Source organism: Shewanella sp. SR1 (genome assembly GCF_020447145.1).
Taxonomy (GTDB): domain Bacteria; phylum Pseudomonadota; class Gammaproteobacteria; order Enterobacterales; family Shewanellaceae; genus Shewanella; species Shewanella baltica.
Genome location: NZ_JAJAEF010000026.1, coordinates 1 through 17,983, shown reverse-complemented (window position 1 = coordinate 17,983; position 17,983 = coordinate 1). Strand labels below are relative to the sequence as shown.

Genomic DNA, 17,983 nt, shown 5'->3' with positions numbered 1-17,983 from the left:
GCTGCGTTAAGCATTTTTTCCCTTGTGGGTTCTGCCCACTAAAGGGCCGTACCCGCAACTTATTTATTTGGAGTGGGTATGGCTAAAAAATATCAAACCCGCGAGAAATCGTTGGGTGAATTAGGCATTCATGAATCTGTTGATTGGAGCGCTGAACAATGTCGCGCTTTTTGGGACGGAATCATTTCTGCAAATCTGGAGTTACTGAGAGATTCGGTGACTGAAGCGGAAGACATTCTTGACTGGGTGTTTTCAGAGCAGTTTCTAGTTGCTTGTCGTTATGCTGGTTTAGATTGTGATTTACTGAGGGATGGTGTCTTAGACGTCGTTGACCCAGTTGAAATCGTCAATGCCAGAATAAAGCTCAACAACGAAACTTGGTCTAAAAAACGCACTAAGCAGCAATCGCAATTGCGAAATGGCGAAGGCGTTTGGCAGACTATTTCTTGGGGCGAATCATTGGCACTATTTTGAGTCAGTATCGCTCCAGCATATCCAATTGCATCAGTAAAATCCGAGCCATAAAACGCCAACGGAGTTTGACTGCTGCAGCTGGTGAACAAATCAATTTATTAACCCTTGGGGTGAGTTTTGTCCCCCCGGGGCAGACTCACCCTTTTTTTATGCCTAACGGGCATATTTGGAGTGAGTCATGAAATTTAATACCGCAGGTAACATCGCTGCACGTCAGGCCAAAATTGCTTCATTGCAAGGCCAAAAAGGTCTCCATCTGTCTTTAGATTTCTCGTCCTTTTCGGGCAAGAAGTCAGAGAAATCATCAAAGGTATTTGATGATCAAGGTGGGGACGTGTCAGAAGTCACAGAGAAGCCTCGTAAGTTCTTGGTTGATAAATCAGCCCTTAAATTCGTCAGTAAATATTACATGAGAGCTAAGCGACTCATGGATACTGCTGGCATTCCTGTTTGGGGTGGGTGGTTAGTCCCTGAGAGTGAGTTCGATACCTTAAAAATTCGCTTTGAAGCAATTCAGCGTGCTTTTAATGAGGAAGCAGAAGCCTTCGTGAAAGATTACGAAGAGCTGCTGGATAACCAGTGTGCGGCACATCCTGAAGCGGCAAGATTCATTCGCCGTGATGCGCCTACTGTCAGTGACGTGGAATCACGCTTCTATATGAGCATGAGCCCACCAATGTCTATCGTTATCGGTTCTATGTCCGATGATGAATCGGCTGCTGCTGATACTCACTTGGATAAAAAGCTGCTTCAAGAATTTGCGGATTTGTCAGAGGATGTGTTGAATAAGATTGGTCGCGGCGACGTGATTGGTCAAAAGGCAATTTCATTCCTTGCTGATATGGAAGCAAAGGCGGCGAACTTCAGTTTTCTTTCTGATACTTGGGTCGGACTTGCGGCATGTCTCAATGAGATGCGCAACTCGTTCCCTAAGAATGGGCAACTGGATAGCAAATCGTTAGGTTTGTTACGGCTGTTACTAACGTCATTAAGCAACAAAACCGCGCTTGAAACTCTGTTAACGTCATACGACGAACTAGGCTTGGAAGCGATGGTTGAGCCTGAAATTGTTAACGAGCCTATGGCTGAGATTGATGAAGATGTCGCTCAGTTGCTACATGCGTTACGCGGATCCACAGAAGACAGTGGTGAAACGGAAGTTACAACGGCAAAAGTGACTGAAGAAGTGGAGCACTCGGAATTAAGTGCCGAGTTAGATGCCGCTTTTGCTGCGTTTTTTAATTAATTTTTAAACCCTTGGGGGTGAGTTTTGTCCCCATGGGGCAGACTCACCCTTTTATTTTAATGCCTTACGGGCATTTCTAAAATTTTGGAGTGAGTTATGTCTATTAAAGCTAAACAAGTATCCGGTGCAACAGTATTCCCATTATGCCCAACTTTAAGCGGTAAAATGGTCGCTGTTTTTGAAGGTATGGCTAACGTGCCAAAAGTGAACCCCAAGTACAGACCAAACGAGCGTAATTTGCTCATTGCGCTGACTTGGATGTTCGGAAAGAGCCGTAACATGTCACTGGCTTGTTATGGCGAAACAGGTACGGGTAAAACGGAGTTTGTCGCGTTTCTTGCGGCTTCTCTTGGCTTATCTCTGCACCGAGTATCCGTGAGTGAAACCATGCGCCCCGAAACGCTGAAGGGCAACATTGGTATCAAAAATGGTGAAACCGTTTTTGAAGAGAGCGTGGTGGTCAAAGCGTATCGCGAAGGCGGTATTCTGTTGCTGGACGAGCTGGATAAAGGCTCATTCGACCTGCTAGCTAGTCTTCACCCAATCCTCGAGGGCAAACCTCTTGCGATTGAGAAAACTGGCGAGGTGGTAAATCCTCACCCGCTCTTTAGAGTAATTGCAACGTGTCAGACCCCAGGTATAGCCGACATGTCTGGCCGTTACGGTTCGATTTCATCCGATATGGACGAGGCGGTTAAACGTCGCTTCCTTTGGATTGGCTTTGAATATCCAGCAATTTCTGTGGATACAGATATTCTCGGTGATATGACTAAGCTGTCTTATCGTATTCGTCTTGCGATGGCGAAATTTGCCAAAACGGTACGTGATGCGATGAACACCGATGCTGTCAACGGCAATTCTCAGCACTGCATTCAATCAGCACTATCAACTCGTGTTTTAGTTGATTGGGCGGTAATGTGGGAGTTGTTGCCTGACTTCACGATGCAGGAGGTGTTTGAGATTGTGTTTACAGCCGCTTCAACTCCTGAAGAGCGTCTAGCGCTTAATGAGTTGGGCAAGCTGCATTTAGCTGAAATGTTTACGCAATCGCTAACAGCTGCGAATGCTTAATTTAACCCTTGGGGGTGAGTACGCCCCCAAGGGCTTTCTCACCCCATTTTTTTTTACCTTACGGGTGCAATTGGAGTGAGAAATGAAAAGAAATACTGAACAAGCGTCATTCTCGATGCTGTCGAATGCGTTAACTCGCAAAGGCGTTAACGTCACGATTGCTGGTGGCAGTTCTTACACCAACGGTAAAAGAATTGTCATTGGGGTTGGCCCGTGGGATCAGATGGTTTGCTCGTTACTTCACGAGTCGGCCCATCTCAATCACACCAACTTCAGTGCAATCGGAAACGTCATGCAGCAGACCAGTACAGCGTTGAAAAACGCAATCAACGTGCTTGAGGACATAAGAATCGACTTGCGCAATATCAGGGAATTTCCTGGCGCAATACAGTCTTATCAATCAAGCCGAAGAATATTGGTAGACATCATTACCAAGCGTGAGTTTACAAACTGTCTCGACGACATTTTGTATTACGTACTTCTAGTCGGAAACCTTGAAAACGGGATTACTGCGATCAAACCAGCATTAGCTGGATTTGATTGGGTAACACTGGAGCTTGATAAGTTGTGTTTGAAATACGCACAGCTTGCACAAACGGCGAAAGACACCTTAGAAGTGCGTGAGTTGGCAGAAAACCTTCTGTTAGAGCTTGCGGCAATGCAACTGGCTAATCAGCAAGAAGCTGAAGGTGAAGCTGAAGCTGAAGCTGAAGCTGAAGCTGAAGGTGACGCTGAAGGTGATGCTGAAGGTGATGCTGAAGGTGACGCTGAAGGTGACGCTGAAGGTGACGCTGAAGGTAAAAGCAACGGCAATACTAGCGGGAAGGCTCTTAGCAATAGCAAAGGGTTCAATGAAATCGATTTGGAGCAATCCTTCGAGGACTTGGACGTTGGCAAACTGTTAGAGGCTCACCGATATCAGCAAGATATGAGTAACTATTCTCGTGTTCCTGAACCAATCAAAGTCGTTCCTTACACAGTGCAGGAGTTGCTGCGTGGTAATCCAAGCAATGTTTTCCCTGCGGCAAATCTGCAGGTGAATGGCGCTGTCGCCAATGCTGTTAAGGTCATGTTCCGACAACGAAACATGAAATTATCCGGCGTGACGCAGTTTGGGGAGTTAGACGAGGATCGGTTGGTCGATGCTTTTCTGGGGAATCCTGGCGCTAAAAATATCCGTCGTGATATTGCGGCAAACCTTTCAGTTGGTGTGTTGCTTGATGCTTCAGGTTCTATGGGGTATCCGTGGGACGACACACACCGCTCTTATGTAGCAACAAAGGCGGCAATGGCAATGACACAGGCTCTTGAAAAACAGAGTGGTGTTTTGACGTCATTATCGTTGTTTGGTGATTTTTATCTGGAGCTAAAAGGTTTTGCTCTGAAGAAGACTCCTTCGGTTTTGCCATATGTAGAGCTCGGCGGCACAAGTACTGGAAGTGCGATGATGGAAATGGGCAGCAAGCTCATTTTACAGTCATCGCAAAAAAAGGTGATGTTTGTGATTACCGATGGTCAACCGGACGTTCCGCAGGAAGTGGTTGGTTCTCTCGATTGGTTAGCTCAGCATGGCGTTGTGGTTTTGCCTGTCATCATTGGTCAGGTGGACGTAAGGTTTACTGGTTTTAAAGACCTTAAAGTAGCCTGTATCGACCACGTCAACGAGTTACCGAAACAGTTAATGCAGTTGCTTAAGCAACACATTTAACACTTTAAATCCCTAGAGGGGCGTACTTCCCCTCTAGGGAGAAGTGCGCCATTTAGCGCATGAATACGCAGTTTGATTGCTTCCCTGCAATCGCTCTCTCTGTGTGTTCGTCCTAGATTTCCCTCGGGGGATCTTTGATGCGTTCTCTAGTTAGTGGGTATCAAAGATCCCCTGAGTAAAGGAGCATTTATGGACGCAATACAAAAAATCCAAGCTATTCGGTCTAGCGTTAATCCGTTAGATATTTACGGCAAAATTCCGGCGCTCAGCGAAGCGCTACGCAAGAAACCATCTCAAGTACCTGATCCTCGGACGGGGAGTGGGACAACCGTGTTTCGAATTGCATCCAATGGTTCAACTTACCTCAACGGGGTTGGTTACATGGATGTGATAGATACGGTGGCATACGTACTTGATCTACCGAAGATGAAGGCCTGCGATGAAATCAGTCGTTTGGCTAATCTGAAATTAGATTCTGAGTACGTGGCATCGGGTTCTAGCAAACCTGCCGAGTACACATTACCTCCGGAAGATGTTGCAAAACGTACCGAGTCATTACGCAAGGTGTGGTCAAAATCCGTTCACGCAATGGAAGCTGATTATGTGAAGGCTTATCTGTCTAAACGCGGTTTAGATGTATCTGACTTACCCAATACACTGCGCGGAATTAAATCGTGTCTGAACGTCAGCAATGTCGATGGGAAATTGGTGAAAAGCTGGACTCCAGCGATGTTAGGCGTTTATTTCGATAAAGAAGGCAAGCCCCTGACATTGCACCGGATCTACCTGACACCCGAAGGTAATAAGGCCAATGTGGAAGACGTAAAAAAAATTATGTCGCCACCAGGTGATATAAGAGGTGGAGCTATCCGCCTTGATTATCATCCTGGGGAGCACTTGGCTGTTGCTGAAGGCATTGAGACTGCTCTGGCAGTGCGAGAGATGTCCGGTTTACCGACGTGGGCGTGTTACAGCGATAGATTGTTAGAAGCTGTTCACATTCCATCGAGTGTAAAACGAGTCAGCATTTTTGCTGATAAAGACGTTTCTGGCGCAGGTCAGGCGGCAGCGGAAAATCTCAGGAAGCGGTTAGAATCGCATGGTGTTGAGGCTCGGGTATTTTTCCCCAAGCAAGCAATACCAGCGGGTTCGAAAGGCATAGATTGGCTTGATGAATACAATCAACTATCAAAACCGACAGCGGCTTGAGTCGTAAATGAATACCTTACAAAAGGTGTTCATTTTAAAGTGGATTAATAACAGTCTACTTTGAGATGAACACCTAAATACCACACACAGCGAGGGCGAAAGCCCTCAATGGGAAGCCCTCACTCTATAAACTAATGGAGTGAATATGAGTCAAAACGGCTTTCCAAACTGCCCAACGAACTACGTTGATGAAGTGAGCTTTTTCCTTGAGTTTCAGCCGATACCGAGCAAGAAATCTACAGGAGAAGAAATCCACATCAACGGAAAAAACTACCTGCACCCCGGCGTGAAAAAGGAGGAATCCTGTAGCGTATGGCGGTTCATTGAGACAGACGGTGAGCGAATGATCACAAGCTCTCACACCGATTGCGGTGAAGTGCTTGGATACGTTCTTAGCCGGAAGTCACCCCCCGCAGGTATCACTATCAGGGTTCCCTTTGATAGTTAATTCCAAAGCCCTGCCAACGCGGGGCCGTTACCGAGTGGCCAACTTTGATGACTACTCGGTAACGGCCTCAGTGCTAACCGAGCAACCCTTCCAACCTTGTTTAAGACCGTCGTAAATCGACTACTTTAAATACAGTTGGATTTTGCATGACTAATGTACTTGATGATTCTTGTACTGCGGTCATGTATTGGCGAAAGCCCGTCGAACCTACGTTAAGGTCTAACAATGCTTTAAGTACCGCTTAAAGCCAAAACCCTTGAGGTGTGCATAGCCTCAAGGCCTGCGCACCATTTTACTTTTTTACTAATTAATTTTTAGGAGTGAGTTATGGGCGCAGGTCATTTTTGTCTAGCAAACGCAAGTACCGTACATATCGAATTACCATTTGATGAAGCTTGGGAACCTTGGGAGTTGCACGACGAGACTCAGTGGTTTATTGAGAACGTAAAAAAGACAGTTCAGTCTCTTTTACCGAAATCATTCACTGAGCCAACATTTAATGTTCGCACTAGAGATGGAGAAATTATCGCTGAAAACGGCTTTTATAAAGTGCTGTTAACCAGCTGGTGTAGCTACATCGCTATCAGCGTACAAATCAAAGAAGCGAATTGGTCAGAACCTTGGGAATTTAATCCTTTGGCTCTTTTCCATCATGCTTCTGCAAGTACAAAACTTTTCGATGAGTTAAGTGAGCAATATGAAGTCCGAATCGCGACAAGCGCTTGGACTTCTGGTGCTTACATTCGAGAAGCCGCATAAATATAAATCAACATAGATTAACCATCCCTAGGGAATTTTGCCCTAGGGCGGATTCCCTTTAATTAACTTTATAGGTATCCGCTATGAAAAAATTCATTTGTGATGGTGAGAACTCAGCAAGGGTGATTGATGCCACTTCACTGAAAATGGCTCAAGAATCTTTTGAGTTAGCTAATTATGTTTAGTTGTTCCACAGGAGAATATTCATGTTACAACAGAACGTGCTACGATGCTCAAGTAAACTTTTTATACGAGTATCTAACATGCCATCAATCACAATTCGATTTGATGATCGTGACACTCTTCTTGCAGAATTGGAGGCCAAAGCTTCTCAGCTCGGTATTACAACTGAGCAATTGGTTCTACGTTTCGTTTCAGCAGGAATGCAGAGTGACTGTTCGCCATCGATCGCAGGAGAGTCCATTGAGGATTTCTTCGCGAGAAATGGGGTATTCAGCAAACCATAATTCAATCAAATTATTTCCTACAACTAGGTCGAGGTTCCTATGAGTAACCCTACGGCCCTAGTTGGGGTCATTCTATTTGCCTGGTTCCCTTCGGATGAACATCCTAATCGGCCAGGCCCCAAATTCCGTCCTGTTTTAGTTGTTGATGCAGACCCGTCTGGTACACAGTTGCGCTTGGCTTACGGCACAAGTCAACGAGTGGACGAAAACCACCGGGGAGAGCTCACTTTTAGAAGTCACGAGATGGAAAAATTAGACAAAGATACAAAATTTTGCCTCGGAAGAACTCGCTGGGTTCCTGTGACACCGGAATACTTTGTCAAAGATGGCAAACAAGTGATCATCGGCACCATACCTAAAAATCGCGTTAGAGACCTCTATTTGCGAGTACAGGAAGTGCTGTAACCTTAACGAATTTGATTTTTAAACCCTTGGGGGTGAGTTTTGTCCCCATGGGGCAGACTCACCCTTTTATTTTAATGCCTTACGGGCATTTCTAAAATTTTGGAGTGAGTCATGCAATTACAGAAAATCAGTTTCAAAGAAGCAAAACAACTTGTGGCTTTGACGGCACCACATTTGGACGTATTGATAAACCAAAAGCGTCAAACAATCGTGCTGTTTTACAAGGGGATGGAAGACATCCTTTATGTAAAAGGGTCTCAAGTCATCGTTGTAGATGATATAGAAAACCTGACAGGTTTTGGATTAGTTAATTCAATCCAGAACCTGAACAACATCATAATGAGAGCAGACTTTGATGATTACATATCCCTTATGAATTGGGCATCTTCGGAGCATCTTCAAGATGCAGAGAAGGTGGTCAATCAAGACAGGATATTGGAGTTTCATCAGAATGCCTCCCGCACTGCATTATTAGCCGCTTCGATTTATGAAAATCTTAAATTGATTCAAGCCGAAATGCGTAAATTCGAAACAACAATGGTTTGACACCTTTCAAGCGAGCCCAGCGCCGCTTAGTGAAAGAGCCTTTGTAGTCGATATTTAACCCCCAAGGGTACACTAGTGCCTTTGGGCTGCGTGTACCTTTAATCAGTAGTGAGGACACGCTATGAGTAAATTAGAAGGTGGCAGTAAAAGCGAGATTATGGATCGTCGAGAGCAGCGTTTTTTTGCGATTTTCGATGCTTCTTTTTTAATAACTGGGCTTTTTGGATATGTACTGCTTTTTAATGCGACCAAAGAGGATTTAATCGTTTTAATTGGGGTCGTTAATTCGTATGTGCTATTGAATCAGCTTGTTAAGGCAAGTTTCAACTTCAATTACATCCTCAAAGTGGCAGTTATATCTATCGTCTTTAGCGCGATATACCGCTTTTTAGCTTCACTAGCAATTTAACCAAGACAGTTAATGCTGCCATTGCAGCTTAACATCAAAATTTAACCCTTGGGGTGAGTAATGTCCCCTAGGGCCATAGCTCACCCTTTTTTGTTTTATGCCTTACGGGCATTTATGGAGTGAGTCACATGGCAACAATCATTAATACTAAAATTGGTGATTCCAAAGGCCGCGCTCGTGTGTGGGTCGAGGGTTCCAAGCTATCACGAGAAGGGTGGGATGCAGGTCGAAATTACACTATTCACGCAAACGGAAATGAAATCCGCTTAGCGGCAGATGAACAGGGTAAGTACACCGTAAGCCGTCGCAGTAAAAACGGTAATATCACACCCATTATCGATTTAACCTGTAAAGCGATTACAGAGGTTTTTGAAGGCATTAGCAAACTCAGAGTGTTGATTAAAGCAGGGGTAATCATTATCTCAGCGCATCATCAATCTGAGCGGGTTAAGAGTCGGGAATTACGATTAATGTCACGCCTGCAAAATGGTGAGTCATTGAAAGTGGCCTCGTTATTCCATGGCGGTGGCGTGTTAGATAAGGCTGTCCATCATGGATTAGAGTCGGCGGGGATCTCCAGCAAAATAGCTGTCGCTGTTGAGCTAGAGTCCCAGTACCTAGATTCGAGCCTGACCAACAATCCAGAGTTGTGGGATAGCAGTTCTATTGTGATTGAGTCTCCGGTTCAAGATGTGAACTTGCAGCAATGCAATATGGAGGTCGATGTGCTGGTTGCGGGTATCCCTTGCGTCGGCGCATCAAAAAGCGGTCGAAGTAAACTGAAGCTCCAGTTCGCAGAATCTCACGATTCGGCAGGCGCTTTGTTCTTCTCGTTTCTTCAGTTCGCGCAAGTGTTAAATCCGGCGATTATCTTGATAGAAAATGTGGTCGAATACGCCAACACTTCATCAATGACAGTCATCAGGTCTGTGCTGGGTTCGTTGGGGTACAACCTCCACGAAACCACATTAGATGGTGGCCGCTGGGTTTTAGAACGTCGTAAACGCTTAGCCGTTGTCGCTCTGTCGTCGGGAATTGATATGTCAGAGTTTGACATCTATTCACTTATGCCTTCTCGCTTTCCAGAGGCCAGTCTAGGGCATATTTTGGATGCGGTGCCGGATGGCGACGACAGGTACAAGCCGTTTGATTATCTGGCGGCGAAGGAAGAGCGCGATAAAGCGGCAGGTAAGGGGTTTGCTCGTCAGTTATTGACAGCAGATTCCGATGGCTGTGGTGTGATAGGCAAGGACTACGCGAAATGCCGTAGCACTGAGCCATTCATCATCAATCCAGTTGACTCCGCGTTATCAAGATTGTTCACACCGGTTGAGCATTGCCGCGTGAAGGGGATCCCCGTTGAAGTCATTCAGGGATTGTCTGACACACTGGCGCATCAAATCCTTGGGCAATCGGTGATATTCCCTGCTTTTAAAGACTTGATGCAATCAGTAGGAACAACGCTTTTAACCAATACCGTTAATACTGCAGTTGCAGCTTAACATCAAAATTTAACCCTTGGGGGTGAGTTTGCCCCTCCGGGCCATAACTCCCCCTTTTTTTGTTTATGCCTTACGGGCATTTTTTAAATTTGGAGTGAGATATGGAAAATTTAGTAGTAGGTGCCTGGGAAACAAGCACTAAAAAAATCGTGGCCTATGCCACTTTACAGGGGATTGAAATTGACCGTCGCCCTAAGCTCTATGTTTATCACATTGGTTTATATGTGATAAAACAATCAGGCGACGTGAGACTTGCAGCTGTTGAGACCGTGAAACTCGAAGGGAACCTACTTCCGTTTGAGATTCAGGATGAACTAGAACTCATGAATTTGTGCTTCTGGGGCTTCCGTATTGCGAAAGCAAAACCAACGTCATTGAAGTCAATTAGCCGTGATGACATCGGGCTTATTGAGTTCTGCTATGCAATGTCTTCGAAACCTCAAGCCATTCCATTGCCACTCACTGAAGAAGTTAGCTGGAACGGGATTGTGAGCTTCGGTCAAAACGCAGGGAGATTAGCACATGTTTAATAACTCTCATGCAAACAAGAAAACGTCATTGTTAAACATTAACGAACTGAATGAGTCGTTAAAAAGTATCGATGGCGACCTGTATTGGTTCAGAAAAACAGGTCAGAAATATATCTCAAGTAAGGAGATTGCTCAGAAACGATGGTTACGCCGACTCATTAAGAAGCGTATCCAAAAGGGCAGAGCAAAACCGGAGTTAAGTATGTATGGGTCTACGATGGTCAGAGATTTCTGGCCGTTCGGCGGCTCATTAAACTTTGAGTCCTCACTTAAGAGTGGATGGGAGCGGAAGTATTGCGACGAGTACCAAGGATTATGGGTTAACCCTCAATCTCTCATGTTATGCACTTACACCGAAGGGGACGTGGTTTACGTCAACGCCCCTGACGAGCTTACGTACCAATCGGAATACAACCGGCACATCTGTTTCATCAACGATCTTTAGTCACGATTAATAACTATCGGGTAAGACCTTACCCGACGGGTGTGGCTTACTTTAAAAGGAGCAAGTCATGCTTATATCAATTGAGTCAGATAATAACTCCACTCTTCTTTTGCAGCTTGAAGTTAAAGGTATTTCTGTTTTTACTGAATGCCGAAGCGGTTACTGCGGGGCTTGCAGCACCAAATTAGTTAATGGAGTTGTAAGCTATAAAGAAGAGCCAGTTAGCGTCAAAGCCGGTCATGTGCTTGTGTGTTGTGCAATAGCACATACTGACGTGACCTTAGAAGTTTAATTTCTATTACCCCTTGGGTGAGCAATCACCCTTGTGGGTTGCTCACTCTTAATCCATTCGGAGTGAGTTATGCAAGTAGATAAAGTTATTCGATTAACAGAGGAAGACGAAGGTGGTATGGGGATTGTTCGAGTGTGCAATTATAACATCGTCAGTAGTCCTTCTCGCCGTCAAGTGCTTACTAAGCGATTTATGCGTAAAAAGCCAGTTACGATCCAAAACCTCGACAATGGGTTCTGGATCCTGCGCTATGCAATGGGTAATTCGGGAAATCTTTCACTAACGAAGAATCAGATAGCGATAGATTACGACGGGATTCAGCAGTTGGGATTAAAGCTGCATACTAATCCTGTCAATTTAAAGGTGACTGATTCGACGCAGTTAGAGATTTTCAAACATTTTTGGGATCATCAAGACTTAAACATTCGTATTTCTATGCGAATGGGCGCAATAGGTCTTGTTCTTGGCACCATAGGTTTTGCAATCTCGATAATCTCGATTTTTTAACTTAACAATGTAAAACGGTTACGCCGTTACAAAGACCCTAGGGTGAAACGACCCTAGGGCGTTCACCCATTTAAATTTTGGAGTGAGCACCATGAATTACGAATCAGAAATTAATACTGTTTTCGCTTCTATGACATCTGAATCGAATCGATTAAACCTGCCGATTGTCTATAAAGATGATTTAAAGGTCGATCTCGAAACGCTTACAAGGTTTGCTGACAAAGGTATCAAGCAGTTCTTGTGGCAGCTGCGCGAAGGCGGTTCGGTGTTAATCCCTGTGGGACTTGGCGTAAACCCTGTATATGTGAGCTTTTGGCACAATGCAGGTTACCCCACAAGCCCTTATTTAATCTCAATTGATGACGGGAAATCATCGATAGAACCGATCTCAATTGAAAAAATGCTTAATATTGTTCACCGGAAACCGCACGGTCAGTTGGAGGATATTATTAAGCGTGGATGCGATTTAAATATCTGGGGACTATGGAACACTCCCAGTTTTGAATCGTTTTCAGTGGCAGGTTGGCTCGATTATTTTCAGTATGCAGGCAATAAACTGATGGTGGATTTAATCAAGCAAGATCTGCACTAAAGTGTAAAACGACGTTGGAATGCTAAGGCATCCCTTCGTCGTTTTTTTTTGGATTTTTTGGCTAGTTAATTTGAACGAAACGCCCGCGCAATCCCACTCCTTTAGGGGCGGGTCAAGCGGGAGGTAAATTGGTTTTGGTCAATGCCTTAGACCGCTGCACGGCCTGTTCGCTCGGCGGGGCGTTTTGCTCCTCGATGTACTGCTTTATCACCTCCAACGTAGCGCCTCCGCACGACACAACGCAATAACTGGGAGACCAAAAATGGTTGCCCCATAGCATCGTCTTTATCTGGCCCCAGAACTCTCGACGCAGCATGTACGAGGACTTTCCTTTTAGCTTGCCAACCAGATTAGAGACTGAAACCTTGGGGTGGATCGCCACCATCAAATGGATATGGTTATGCTCTCCGCCAAACTCCAATAGCTCGCAATCCATTTGTTCACACGTCTCCGCTATGATGGATTTTGTTCGCTCCAGCATCTCTGCCGTAAATACTTCTCGCCGATATTTCGTGACAAAGACTAGGTGTGCATGATTTTTTAAAACACAGCTTCTGCCAGTGCGCCAGTCGTACATTACAACCTCATACTAGATTGACAATGGTGCGTGAATGGTACTAACATTTACCAATGACGACAACTGGCGAGACACAATATGGACAAAGTAATCATCTCATGCTCCGGCGGATGTGGATGCACAGTGACCTTGCGCAGAAGCAAGGTTCAAAAAGCCGATTATTACCTCTGCGAGTCAAGAGAATCAGGGCACCTATGCAGACAAAAACTCCCCCAGTTACAGCCGGGGAAGGTGCGCCGAGTAGAGATGAATGCAGCTGCCCATTTTTGGGGGTACACAGATGAGTTAGCCAGCGCGGAGGATATGGCATCCATCACCCGAGCGCGTGAAATTCTCGCAGCTGGTGTCGCGCAGTTGGCAATTAAGAAAGCGGTCAGATAATGCTCACTGGCATCAAGCTCCGCGCTAATCCGAACGAAGCTCAAAAGCAAACACTGAGTCAGTGGATGGGCTGCGCTCGCGTGATCTGGAATGGAAAGGTGGACGAGGAAAAATACCACCGCACCTATGCCCGTAAATATTGCGCCATTGGCACTTATCCACCGATTGACCAAAAAGCCGCCCAATTTAAATCTCAAGAATTAACGCCATGGTTATCAGACTGCCCCAGTCAAATTCTGCGTAATAGCGCGGTTAACTGGTATCAGACCTATCAGAAGTTCATGAAAGGATTGTGCGGGCGACCCAGGCGCAAAGCCAAGACTGACAAAGGCTCGGTTTATCTCACTCGCTAACTATTCAATTTCGAACATTGCTATGACGGTAATATCAGGCTATTCATCGGCACCAAGACCAATAATATTGGCTACCTTTCATTCAAGACGCACCGTGAATTCGAGATACCTAATTCGCTCTATGTCAGAAAAGAGCGCGGCCAATATTATGTGTCTTTCTGCTATGAAAAAGGCGTGAACGAAACATCGTTGTCCAGTAACGCCGAGCATTTGGCTTTTCTACAGGGGGCTCCTCGTGAGTTTCTGGAACAATACACCATCGGGATCGACCGTGGCGTCGCCATTCCAGCACAGGCAGGCGAGCAGAGTTTCGACTTTTCTGCCAACCAGAAGCACCACCTGAGCAAGGCCGACCGCTACCTCCAGCGACTCCAGCGTAAGCTGGCAAGACAGCAGAAGGGTTCTAACCGCCGCACCAAAACCAAGCGCCGGATCTCTGGTTATCATGGTAAAAAAGGCAATGTCCGCCGCGATTTTAATCATCAAACAAGCAGGGCGTTGGTTAATAGCCATGCCAAGGTTTTCGTGTTTGAGGCACTACGCACTGCGCAAATGACGCGGCGGCCAAATGCCAAGCAAGATGAAGCAGGGCATTTCTTGCCGAATAAAGCCAAACAAAAGGCAGGGCTAAATAAAGCCATTTTGCATTCCGGTTGGCACATGCTAGAAAGTTTCACCAAGTACAAAGCCTACCAAGCAGGAAAGGCGTTTTTTAAAATATCCGCTTCTTACACCAGTCAGGAATGTGCCGTGTGCGGCTACATTCACCCCGCTAACCGCATATCACAGAGTCTTTTTGTGTGCGGCAAGTGCGGCAATACTGACAATGCAGATCACAACGCATCTCTGGTAATAAAAAAGCGGGCTATTACGTTAATTTTGGACTCTGGAACGGAGTTATCAGCGGCGGATGTGTTAACAGCCGCCGCCGATATTGGGCGTGGAGGGAAACGTAAGGCTGGCAGGGTCAAAAGCTCAGTCAGCAGCTCCCAGCGAAGCGTCAAAAAAGAAAAGGGTGCGACTGCTGGTTGCGCTCTTGGAAGCTCGCTGCTTTAGATGCGAGTAGTTCACTAAACGGTCTTTAACGCGGCTCTTGCCATCGAAAACCAACCCGCAAAGGCGCTGGTGGCGGGTGACATTTTAAATGCACGATTGACCTTGAATAAGCGATTAAACGCGAGGCCTGCGCCGACTTCTGCCAACGACAAACTGCAGCGGTGGAATCGGTGGAGCACATCTTCTACTTCATCCACTGAAATAACCCCCGTTAACAGCAGATTGCTATTCTCACTGTACACGGCGGCAAACCCTTCCAGTTCCGAATTGGGCGCAACGTGATATTGCTCAGGCTCGCTCATGGCATCAATGTTAGCTGTAGTGAACTCTTCCCCTTTGGAAATGGCTTTGACGCGGAATTCCCCAGCTTTATCCGATTTATACAACCGGTTGTAGCCTCGAGCAGTGAGTATTGGGTAAGGCTCTGCAATGCCTGGTATTGAGACTAAGGCCAAGTCTGAATGGTGAGGGTGCAGGTTAATCTCTTCGTCAAATAGGAGCTTAATCAGTTGCTTTAAATGCTCTTTGTTGACCTGTTCTGGCGCGAGACCAATCAATCTTAAATGAACCTCCAAGAACACCAAACGACTCGGCGCACTGTTGCAGCCTAACTCCACTGCCAATTCGGAAAATAGTGGGTGAATCGTAATGCGCGACATGCATACCTCAAGATGTAAATTTGTTATGTGAACTTTATCTCACAGAAAATTTTTTTCGCAAATTTAGAAGCACTGACCAAGTTTTAACAAAAAATATCTACCCAATTTTTTGTTATCCTGTATTATTCTCGTTATTGGGTAGATATTTTTTGATGCACGTCACCAAGTTTGTAAAAATAATATTATAACCAACTGATTTAACAAGATAATGCAGCAAAATTTGCCACGTTTTAGAACTGTGATGAAATGATTCTGGTCGTAAACTTTAACAAACAAGGAATTACTAGATGAAAACTCAACACAAATTAACAACCGTAGCATTATCTGTTTTAGCTCTGTCTGCTTGCAGCTCAAACCCTGTTTCTGATTATGTCGAAGCACAACAAGAGCTAGTAGAACAAAAAAATGAACAAATGAACGACGCTATTGAAGAGGCGCCTGAGTGGTTCTTAAACCCTCCTGCTTCGAATGGTGATGGCGTTTACGCGACGGCAATGGGCCGTGCTGATAACTTGATGGCCGCTCGCAATATTGCGAACTTAAATGCGGAATACGCGATTGCTAAGACAGTATCGCAGGAAGTTTCTGGTCGTGAGCGTCAAAACACTGAAGTGCGCAATGGTCGCACTAATCAGTTGAATGATGAAACAATTGTTAAGCTAGTAAATCGTGCAAAAGTCGTTGGCTATAACCACGTTAACACCCAAGTTCGCGTCGATAACGGGCTGTACGTAGTGTATATGCTGTTACACCTGCCTTACGACAAGCTGGAGCGTATGATTGAACTAAACGAGCGCAGCTTTGACGAGCGCTCGCAAAAGGCCTATTCAGAAGTTGAAGCGTAAGTGAAACCTTCTCCGACTGTGGGAAATGTGACAGCTGCGGAAGTTGTGACCCAATGAGATATGCTGCTCATGTGGGCCTAGGAGTGGGTTGTTGGGGCGTTTACGCTGCTATCGTCAACTCCTATGCCCCTGAGACAGTAATCGGTGTTGTAGATGCGTGTTTGATGTTACCCGTGGTGGCGATAGCGTCGTTATTACCTGACATAGATCATCCTGAGTCGAAATTGGGAAGAAGGATTAAACCAATATCAACGATTCTTTCGCTCTTCTCACATCGTGGTATCACTCACTCATTGTGGGCTGTTGGGCTAATGGTCTGGCTTTTAGCCAGCCATCAAGCTGACTCTATCGCATCGCAAGCCCTAGTCATTGGCTATTTAAGTCATTTGCTTGGGGACGCGGTGACTCCGGCCGGAATTAGACCATTTTGGCCATTGGGTAGAGCGCAACGAATTGGGCTAAATCATGCAGTAGTAGCAAGTGTTGGTATTATTTTATTTTTAAGATGGATGTATTGAAGATGGGAAGTTCTGGTGCGCAAAACGTAGTGATGATGTTTAGAGCTCGCGAAGAGAAAACTCTCAGAGATTCAAGACTTTCTGAGATTGTTGATTCTGCGACGCCAAAAGATGTCAAAGCTATGATCACTGTTGTGTTGGAGCAACTACTGAATCGCTCAGTCTTTGTAATTCAGCACGACTCGCATCTTGAGTTTGTCGCCGGTGACACTCGATTAGAAGTCGGGGTTAACGGTAATTACTTCAACGAAAAATTTTGGAACGATGAATACCCTGCGGCTGAGCTACGTTTAGCGTTAATGTTTAGCTCGGATTCGGTGAAATGTACGCCGGAATGGAATGCAATGGTGAATTTCAAAGCTAAGCACATTCGTGATTCTATTCGTGTATCACTCGCCACTGGTGTCGTAACGTGCGCAAGTTGTGCTGATTTCTGGGGTGGGGCAAGTCTGCTAAAATTGAAATTTTTAATCACTAACTTAGTAAATAGCCTGCATCACATCACGTCTTCAGTCTAAATTATTTAACGAAATCTCGCGAAATTCTCCATCTATAGCGAGCATCGCTTAGGTGGAGATGGATAGCGAACCAGCCGTTAGGTTGGCCTATCTTGGTTTTGGATATATTGCTTTAAGATCTCCAAAGGCGCACCGCCTGCCGTTAACAGGCAGTATGCACGACTCCACAACACGGGCTTCCAGTAAAATGGCTTCAAGTGGTCGGCATACTTTTTACGAATCAGCCTACTCGATACTGTTTTGAGGCTATTTATGAATTTAGCGGGTTCGATGGTGGGATTTAGCTCCAACATTAAATGAACGTGGTCTGCCTCCCCGCCAAACTGCAATAGTTGGACGCTCCAATGCTCACACTCAGGGCTGACGCATCAGTGTTTATACTTTGAACAACCCCATACATTCGAACAAATATTGTTCATTCAGACAGCAGAGCCTGCGCTTGTTGGCCATGCTCAGATTACGTGAC

At 45.5% G+C, this 17,983-nt stretch carries 23 protein-coding genes and 1 pseudogene; 21 read left to right on the top strand and 3 right to left on the bottom strand.

From position 1 onward, the window contains the following. Nucleotides 1-78: 78 nt before the first annotated feature. The 15 genes from KV201_RS18670 (at nucleotide 79) to KV201_RS18600 (ending at nucleotide 12,610) form a co-directional block, all read left to right on the top strand. Nucleotides 79-474: a hypothetical protein gene (locus KV201_RS18670; protein ID WP_011711540.1), complete on the top strand. Its 396-nt coding sequence runs from the start codon at nucleotides 79-81 to the stop codon at nucleotides 472-474. Between the two features lie 178 nt (nucleotides 475-652). After that, nucleotides 653-1,720 carry a DUF3150 domain-containing protein gene (locus tag KV201_RS18665; protein WP_011711539.1) on the top strand — a complete coding sequence of 356 codons (1,068 nt, stop codon included), beginning with the start codon at nucleotides 653-655 and terminating at the stop codon, nucleotides 1,718-1,720. Between the two features lie 96 nt (nucleotides 1,721-1,816). After that, the gene (locus KV201_RS18660; protein ID WP_011711538.1) at nucleotides 1,817-2,791 is read left to right on the top strand and encodes an AAA family ATPase; all 975 of its coding nucleotides are present in this window, start codon (nucleotides 1,817-1,819) and stop codon (nucleotides 2,789-2,791) included. 82 nt (nucleotides 2,792-2,873) lie between these two features. After that, complete coding sequence (locus KV201_RS18655) at nucleotides 2,874-4,499, top strand: hypothetical protein (protein ID WP_226060188.1); 1,626 nt, start codon at nucleotides 2,874-2,876, stop codon at nucleotides 4,497-4,499. A gap of 189 nt (nucleotides 4,500-4,688) precedes the next feature. Further along, on the top strand, nucleotides 4,689-5,708 hold the full coding sequence (locus KV201_RS18650; protein WP_086904913.1) for a toprim domain-containing protein: 1,020 nt from the start codon (nucleotides 4,689-4,691) through the stop codon (nucleotides 5,706-5,708). Nucleotides 5,709-5,853: 145 nt separating this feature from the next. Next, on the top strand, nucleotides 5,854-6,156 hold the full coding sequence (locus tag KV201_RS18645; protein ID WP_086904914.1) for a hypothetical protein: 303 nt from the start codon (nucleotides 5,854-5,856) through the stop codon (nucleotides 6,154-6,156). A gap of 327 nt (nucleotides 6,157-6,483) precedes the next feature. Further along, entirely contained in the window at nucleotides 6,484-6,915 is a 432-nt protein-coding gene (locus KV201_RS18640) for a hypothetical protein (RefSeq protein WP_088212894.1), read from the top strand. A gap of 506 nt (nucleotides 6,916-7,421) precedes the next feature. Next, a complete protein-coding gene (locus tag KV201_RS18635; protein WP_011711534.1) occupies nucleotides 7,422-7,787 on the top strand; it encodes a hypothetical protein in 366 nt (121 codons plus the stop codon). A 111-nt stretch (nucleotides 7,788-7,898) separates the two neighbouring features. Next, nucleotides 7,899-8,333, top strand: a complete 435-nt coding sequence (locus KV201_RS18630; protein ID WP_011711533.1) for a hypothetical protein — start codon at nucleotides 7,899-7,901, stop codon at nucleotides 8,331-8,333. Between the two features lie 121 nt (nucleotides 8,334-8,454). Further along, complete coding sequence (locus KV201_RS18625) at nucleotides 8,455-8,742, top strand: hypothetical protein (RefSeq protein ID WP_011711532.1); 288 nt, start codon at nucleotides 8,455-8,457, stop codon at nucleotides 8,740-8,742. Nucleotides 8,743-8,870: 128 nt separating this feature from the next. After that, a complete protein-coding gene (locus tag KV201_RS18620) occupies nucleotides 8,871-10,244 on the top strand; it encodes a DNA cytosine methyltransferase (RefSeq protein ID WP_226060187.1) in 1,374 nt (457 codons plus the stop codon). Between the two features lie 101 nt (nucleotides 10,245-10,345). After that, nucleotides 10,346-10,774, top strand: a complete 429-nt coding sequence (locus tag KV201_RS18615; protein WP_088212897.1) for a hypothetical protein — start codon at nucleotides 10,346-10,348, stop codon at nucleotides 10,772-10,774. Nucleotides 10,775-11,286: 512 nt separating this feature from the next. Beyond that, nucleotides 11,287-11,511 carry a 2Fe-2S iron-sulfur cluster-binding protein gene (locus tag KV201_RS18610; protein ID WP_037429954.1) on the top strand — a complete coding sequence of 75 codons (225 nt, stop codon included), beginning with the start codon at nucleotides 11,287-11,289 and terminating at the stop codon, nucleotides 11,509-11,511. A 69-nt stretch (nucleotides 11,512-11,580) separates the two neighbouring features. Beyond that, nucleotides 11,581-12,018, top strand: a complete 438-nt coding sequence (locus KV201_RS18605; protein WP_226060186.1) for a hypothetical protein — start codon at nucleotides 11,581-11,583, stop codon at nucleotides 12,016-12,018. 91 nt (nucleotides 12,019-12,109) lie between these two features. Then, entirely contained in the window at nucleotides 12,110-12,610 is a 501-nt protein-coding gene (locus KV201_RS18600; protein ID WP_226060185.1) for a hypothetical protein, read from the top strand. 112 nt (nucleotides 12,611-12,722) lie between these two features. Here the strand turns inward: KV201_RS18600 and tnpA (KV201_RS18595) are convergent, their stop codons facing one another. Beyond that, nucleotides 12,723-13,187 carry an IS200/IS605 family transposase gene (tnpA, locus tag KV201_RS18595; RefSeq protein ID WP_088212900.1) on the bottom strand — a complete coding sequence of 155 codons (465 nt, stop codon included), beginning with the start codon at nucleotides 13,185-13,187 and terminating at the stop codon, nucleotides 12,723-12,725. 246 nt (nucleotides 13,188-13,433) lie between these two features. Between tnpA (KV201_RS18595) and KV201_RS22560 the strand changes: the two genes are divergently transcribed. From KV201_RS22560 to KV201_RS18585, 3 genes are read left to right on the top strand one after another with little or no spacing between them, the layout of a single operon-like run. Then, a complete protein-coding gene (locus KV201_RS22560) occupies nucleotides 13,434-13,568 on the top strand; it encodes a hypothetical protein (RefSeq protein WP_264175291.1) in 135 nt (44 codons plus the stop codon). Then, nucleotides 13,568-13,921, top strand: coding sequence for a helix-turn-helix domain-containing protein (locus tag KV201_RS18590; protein ID WP_226060184.1), 354 nt, complete (start codon nucleotides 13,568-13,570; stop codon nucleotides 13,919-13,921). The genes KV201_RS22560 and KV201_RS18590 overlap by 1 nt, the downstream gene beginning before the upstream one ends. A 33-nt stretch (nucleotides 13,922-13,954) precedes the next feature. Then, nucleotides 13,955-14,977, top strand: a complete 1,023-nt coding sequence (locus tag KV201_RS18585; RefSeq protein ID WP_319000225.1) for a transposase — start codon at nucleotides 13,955-13,957, stop codon at nucleotides 14,975-14,977. Between the two features lie 14 nt (nucleotides 14,978-14,991). Here the strand turns inward: KV201_RS18585 and KV201_RS18580 are convergent, their stop codons facing one another. Then, a complete protein-coding gene (locus KV201_RS18580) occupies nucleotides 14,992-15,636 on the bottom strand; it encodes a hypothetical protein (protein ID WP_226060182.1) in 645 nt (214 codons plus the stop codon). 287 nt (nucleotides 15,637-15,923) lie between these two features. Between KV201_RS18580 and KV201_RS18575 the strand changes: the two genes are divergently transcribed. The 3 genes from KV201_RS18575 to KV201_RS18565 are packed head-to-tail and all read left to right on the top strand — an operon-like array spanning nucleotide 15,924 to nucleotide 17,517. Beyond that, nucleotides 15,924-16,481, top strand: a complete 558-nt coding sequence (locus tag KV201_RS18575; protein WP_226060181.1) for a hypothetical protein — start codon at nucleotides 15,924-15,926, stop codon at nucleotides 16,479-16,481. Between the two features lie 53 nt (nucleotides 16,482-16,534). After that, complete coding sequence (locus KV201_RS18570) at nucleotides 16,535-16,999, top strand: metal-dependent hydrolase (protein ID WP_037429945.1); 465 nt, start codon at nucleotides 16,535-16,537, stop codon at nucleotides 16,997-16,999. 2 nt (nucleotides 17,000-17,001) lie between these two features. Beyond that, on the top strand, nucleotides 17,002-17,517 hold the full coding sequence (locus KV201_RS18565) for a hypothetical protein (RefSeq protein ID WP_088212905.1): 516 nt from the start codon (nucleotides 17,002-17,004) through the stop codon (nucleotides 17,515-17,517). A gap of 77 nt (nucleotides 17,518-17,594) precedes the next feature. Here KV201_RS18565 and tnpA (KV201_RS22660) read toward each other — a convergent pair. Then, nucleotides 17,595-17,861 (bottom strand): annotated as a pseudogene (gene tnpA, locus KV201_RS22660) (IS200/IS605 family transposase); the annotation flags it as partial. Nucleotides 17,862-17,983 lie beyond the last annotated feature (122 nt).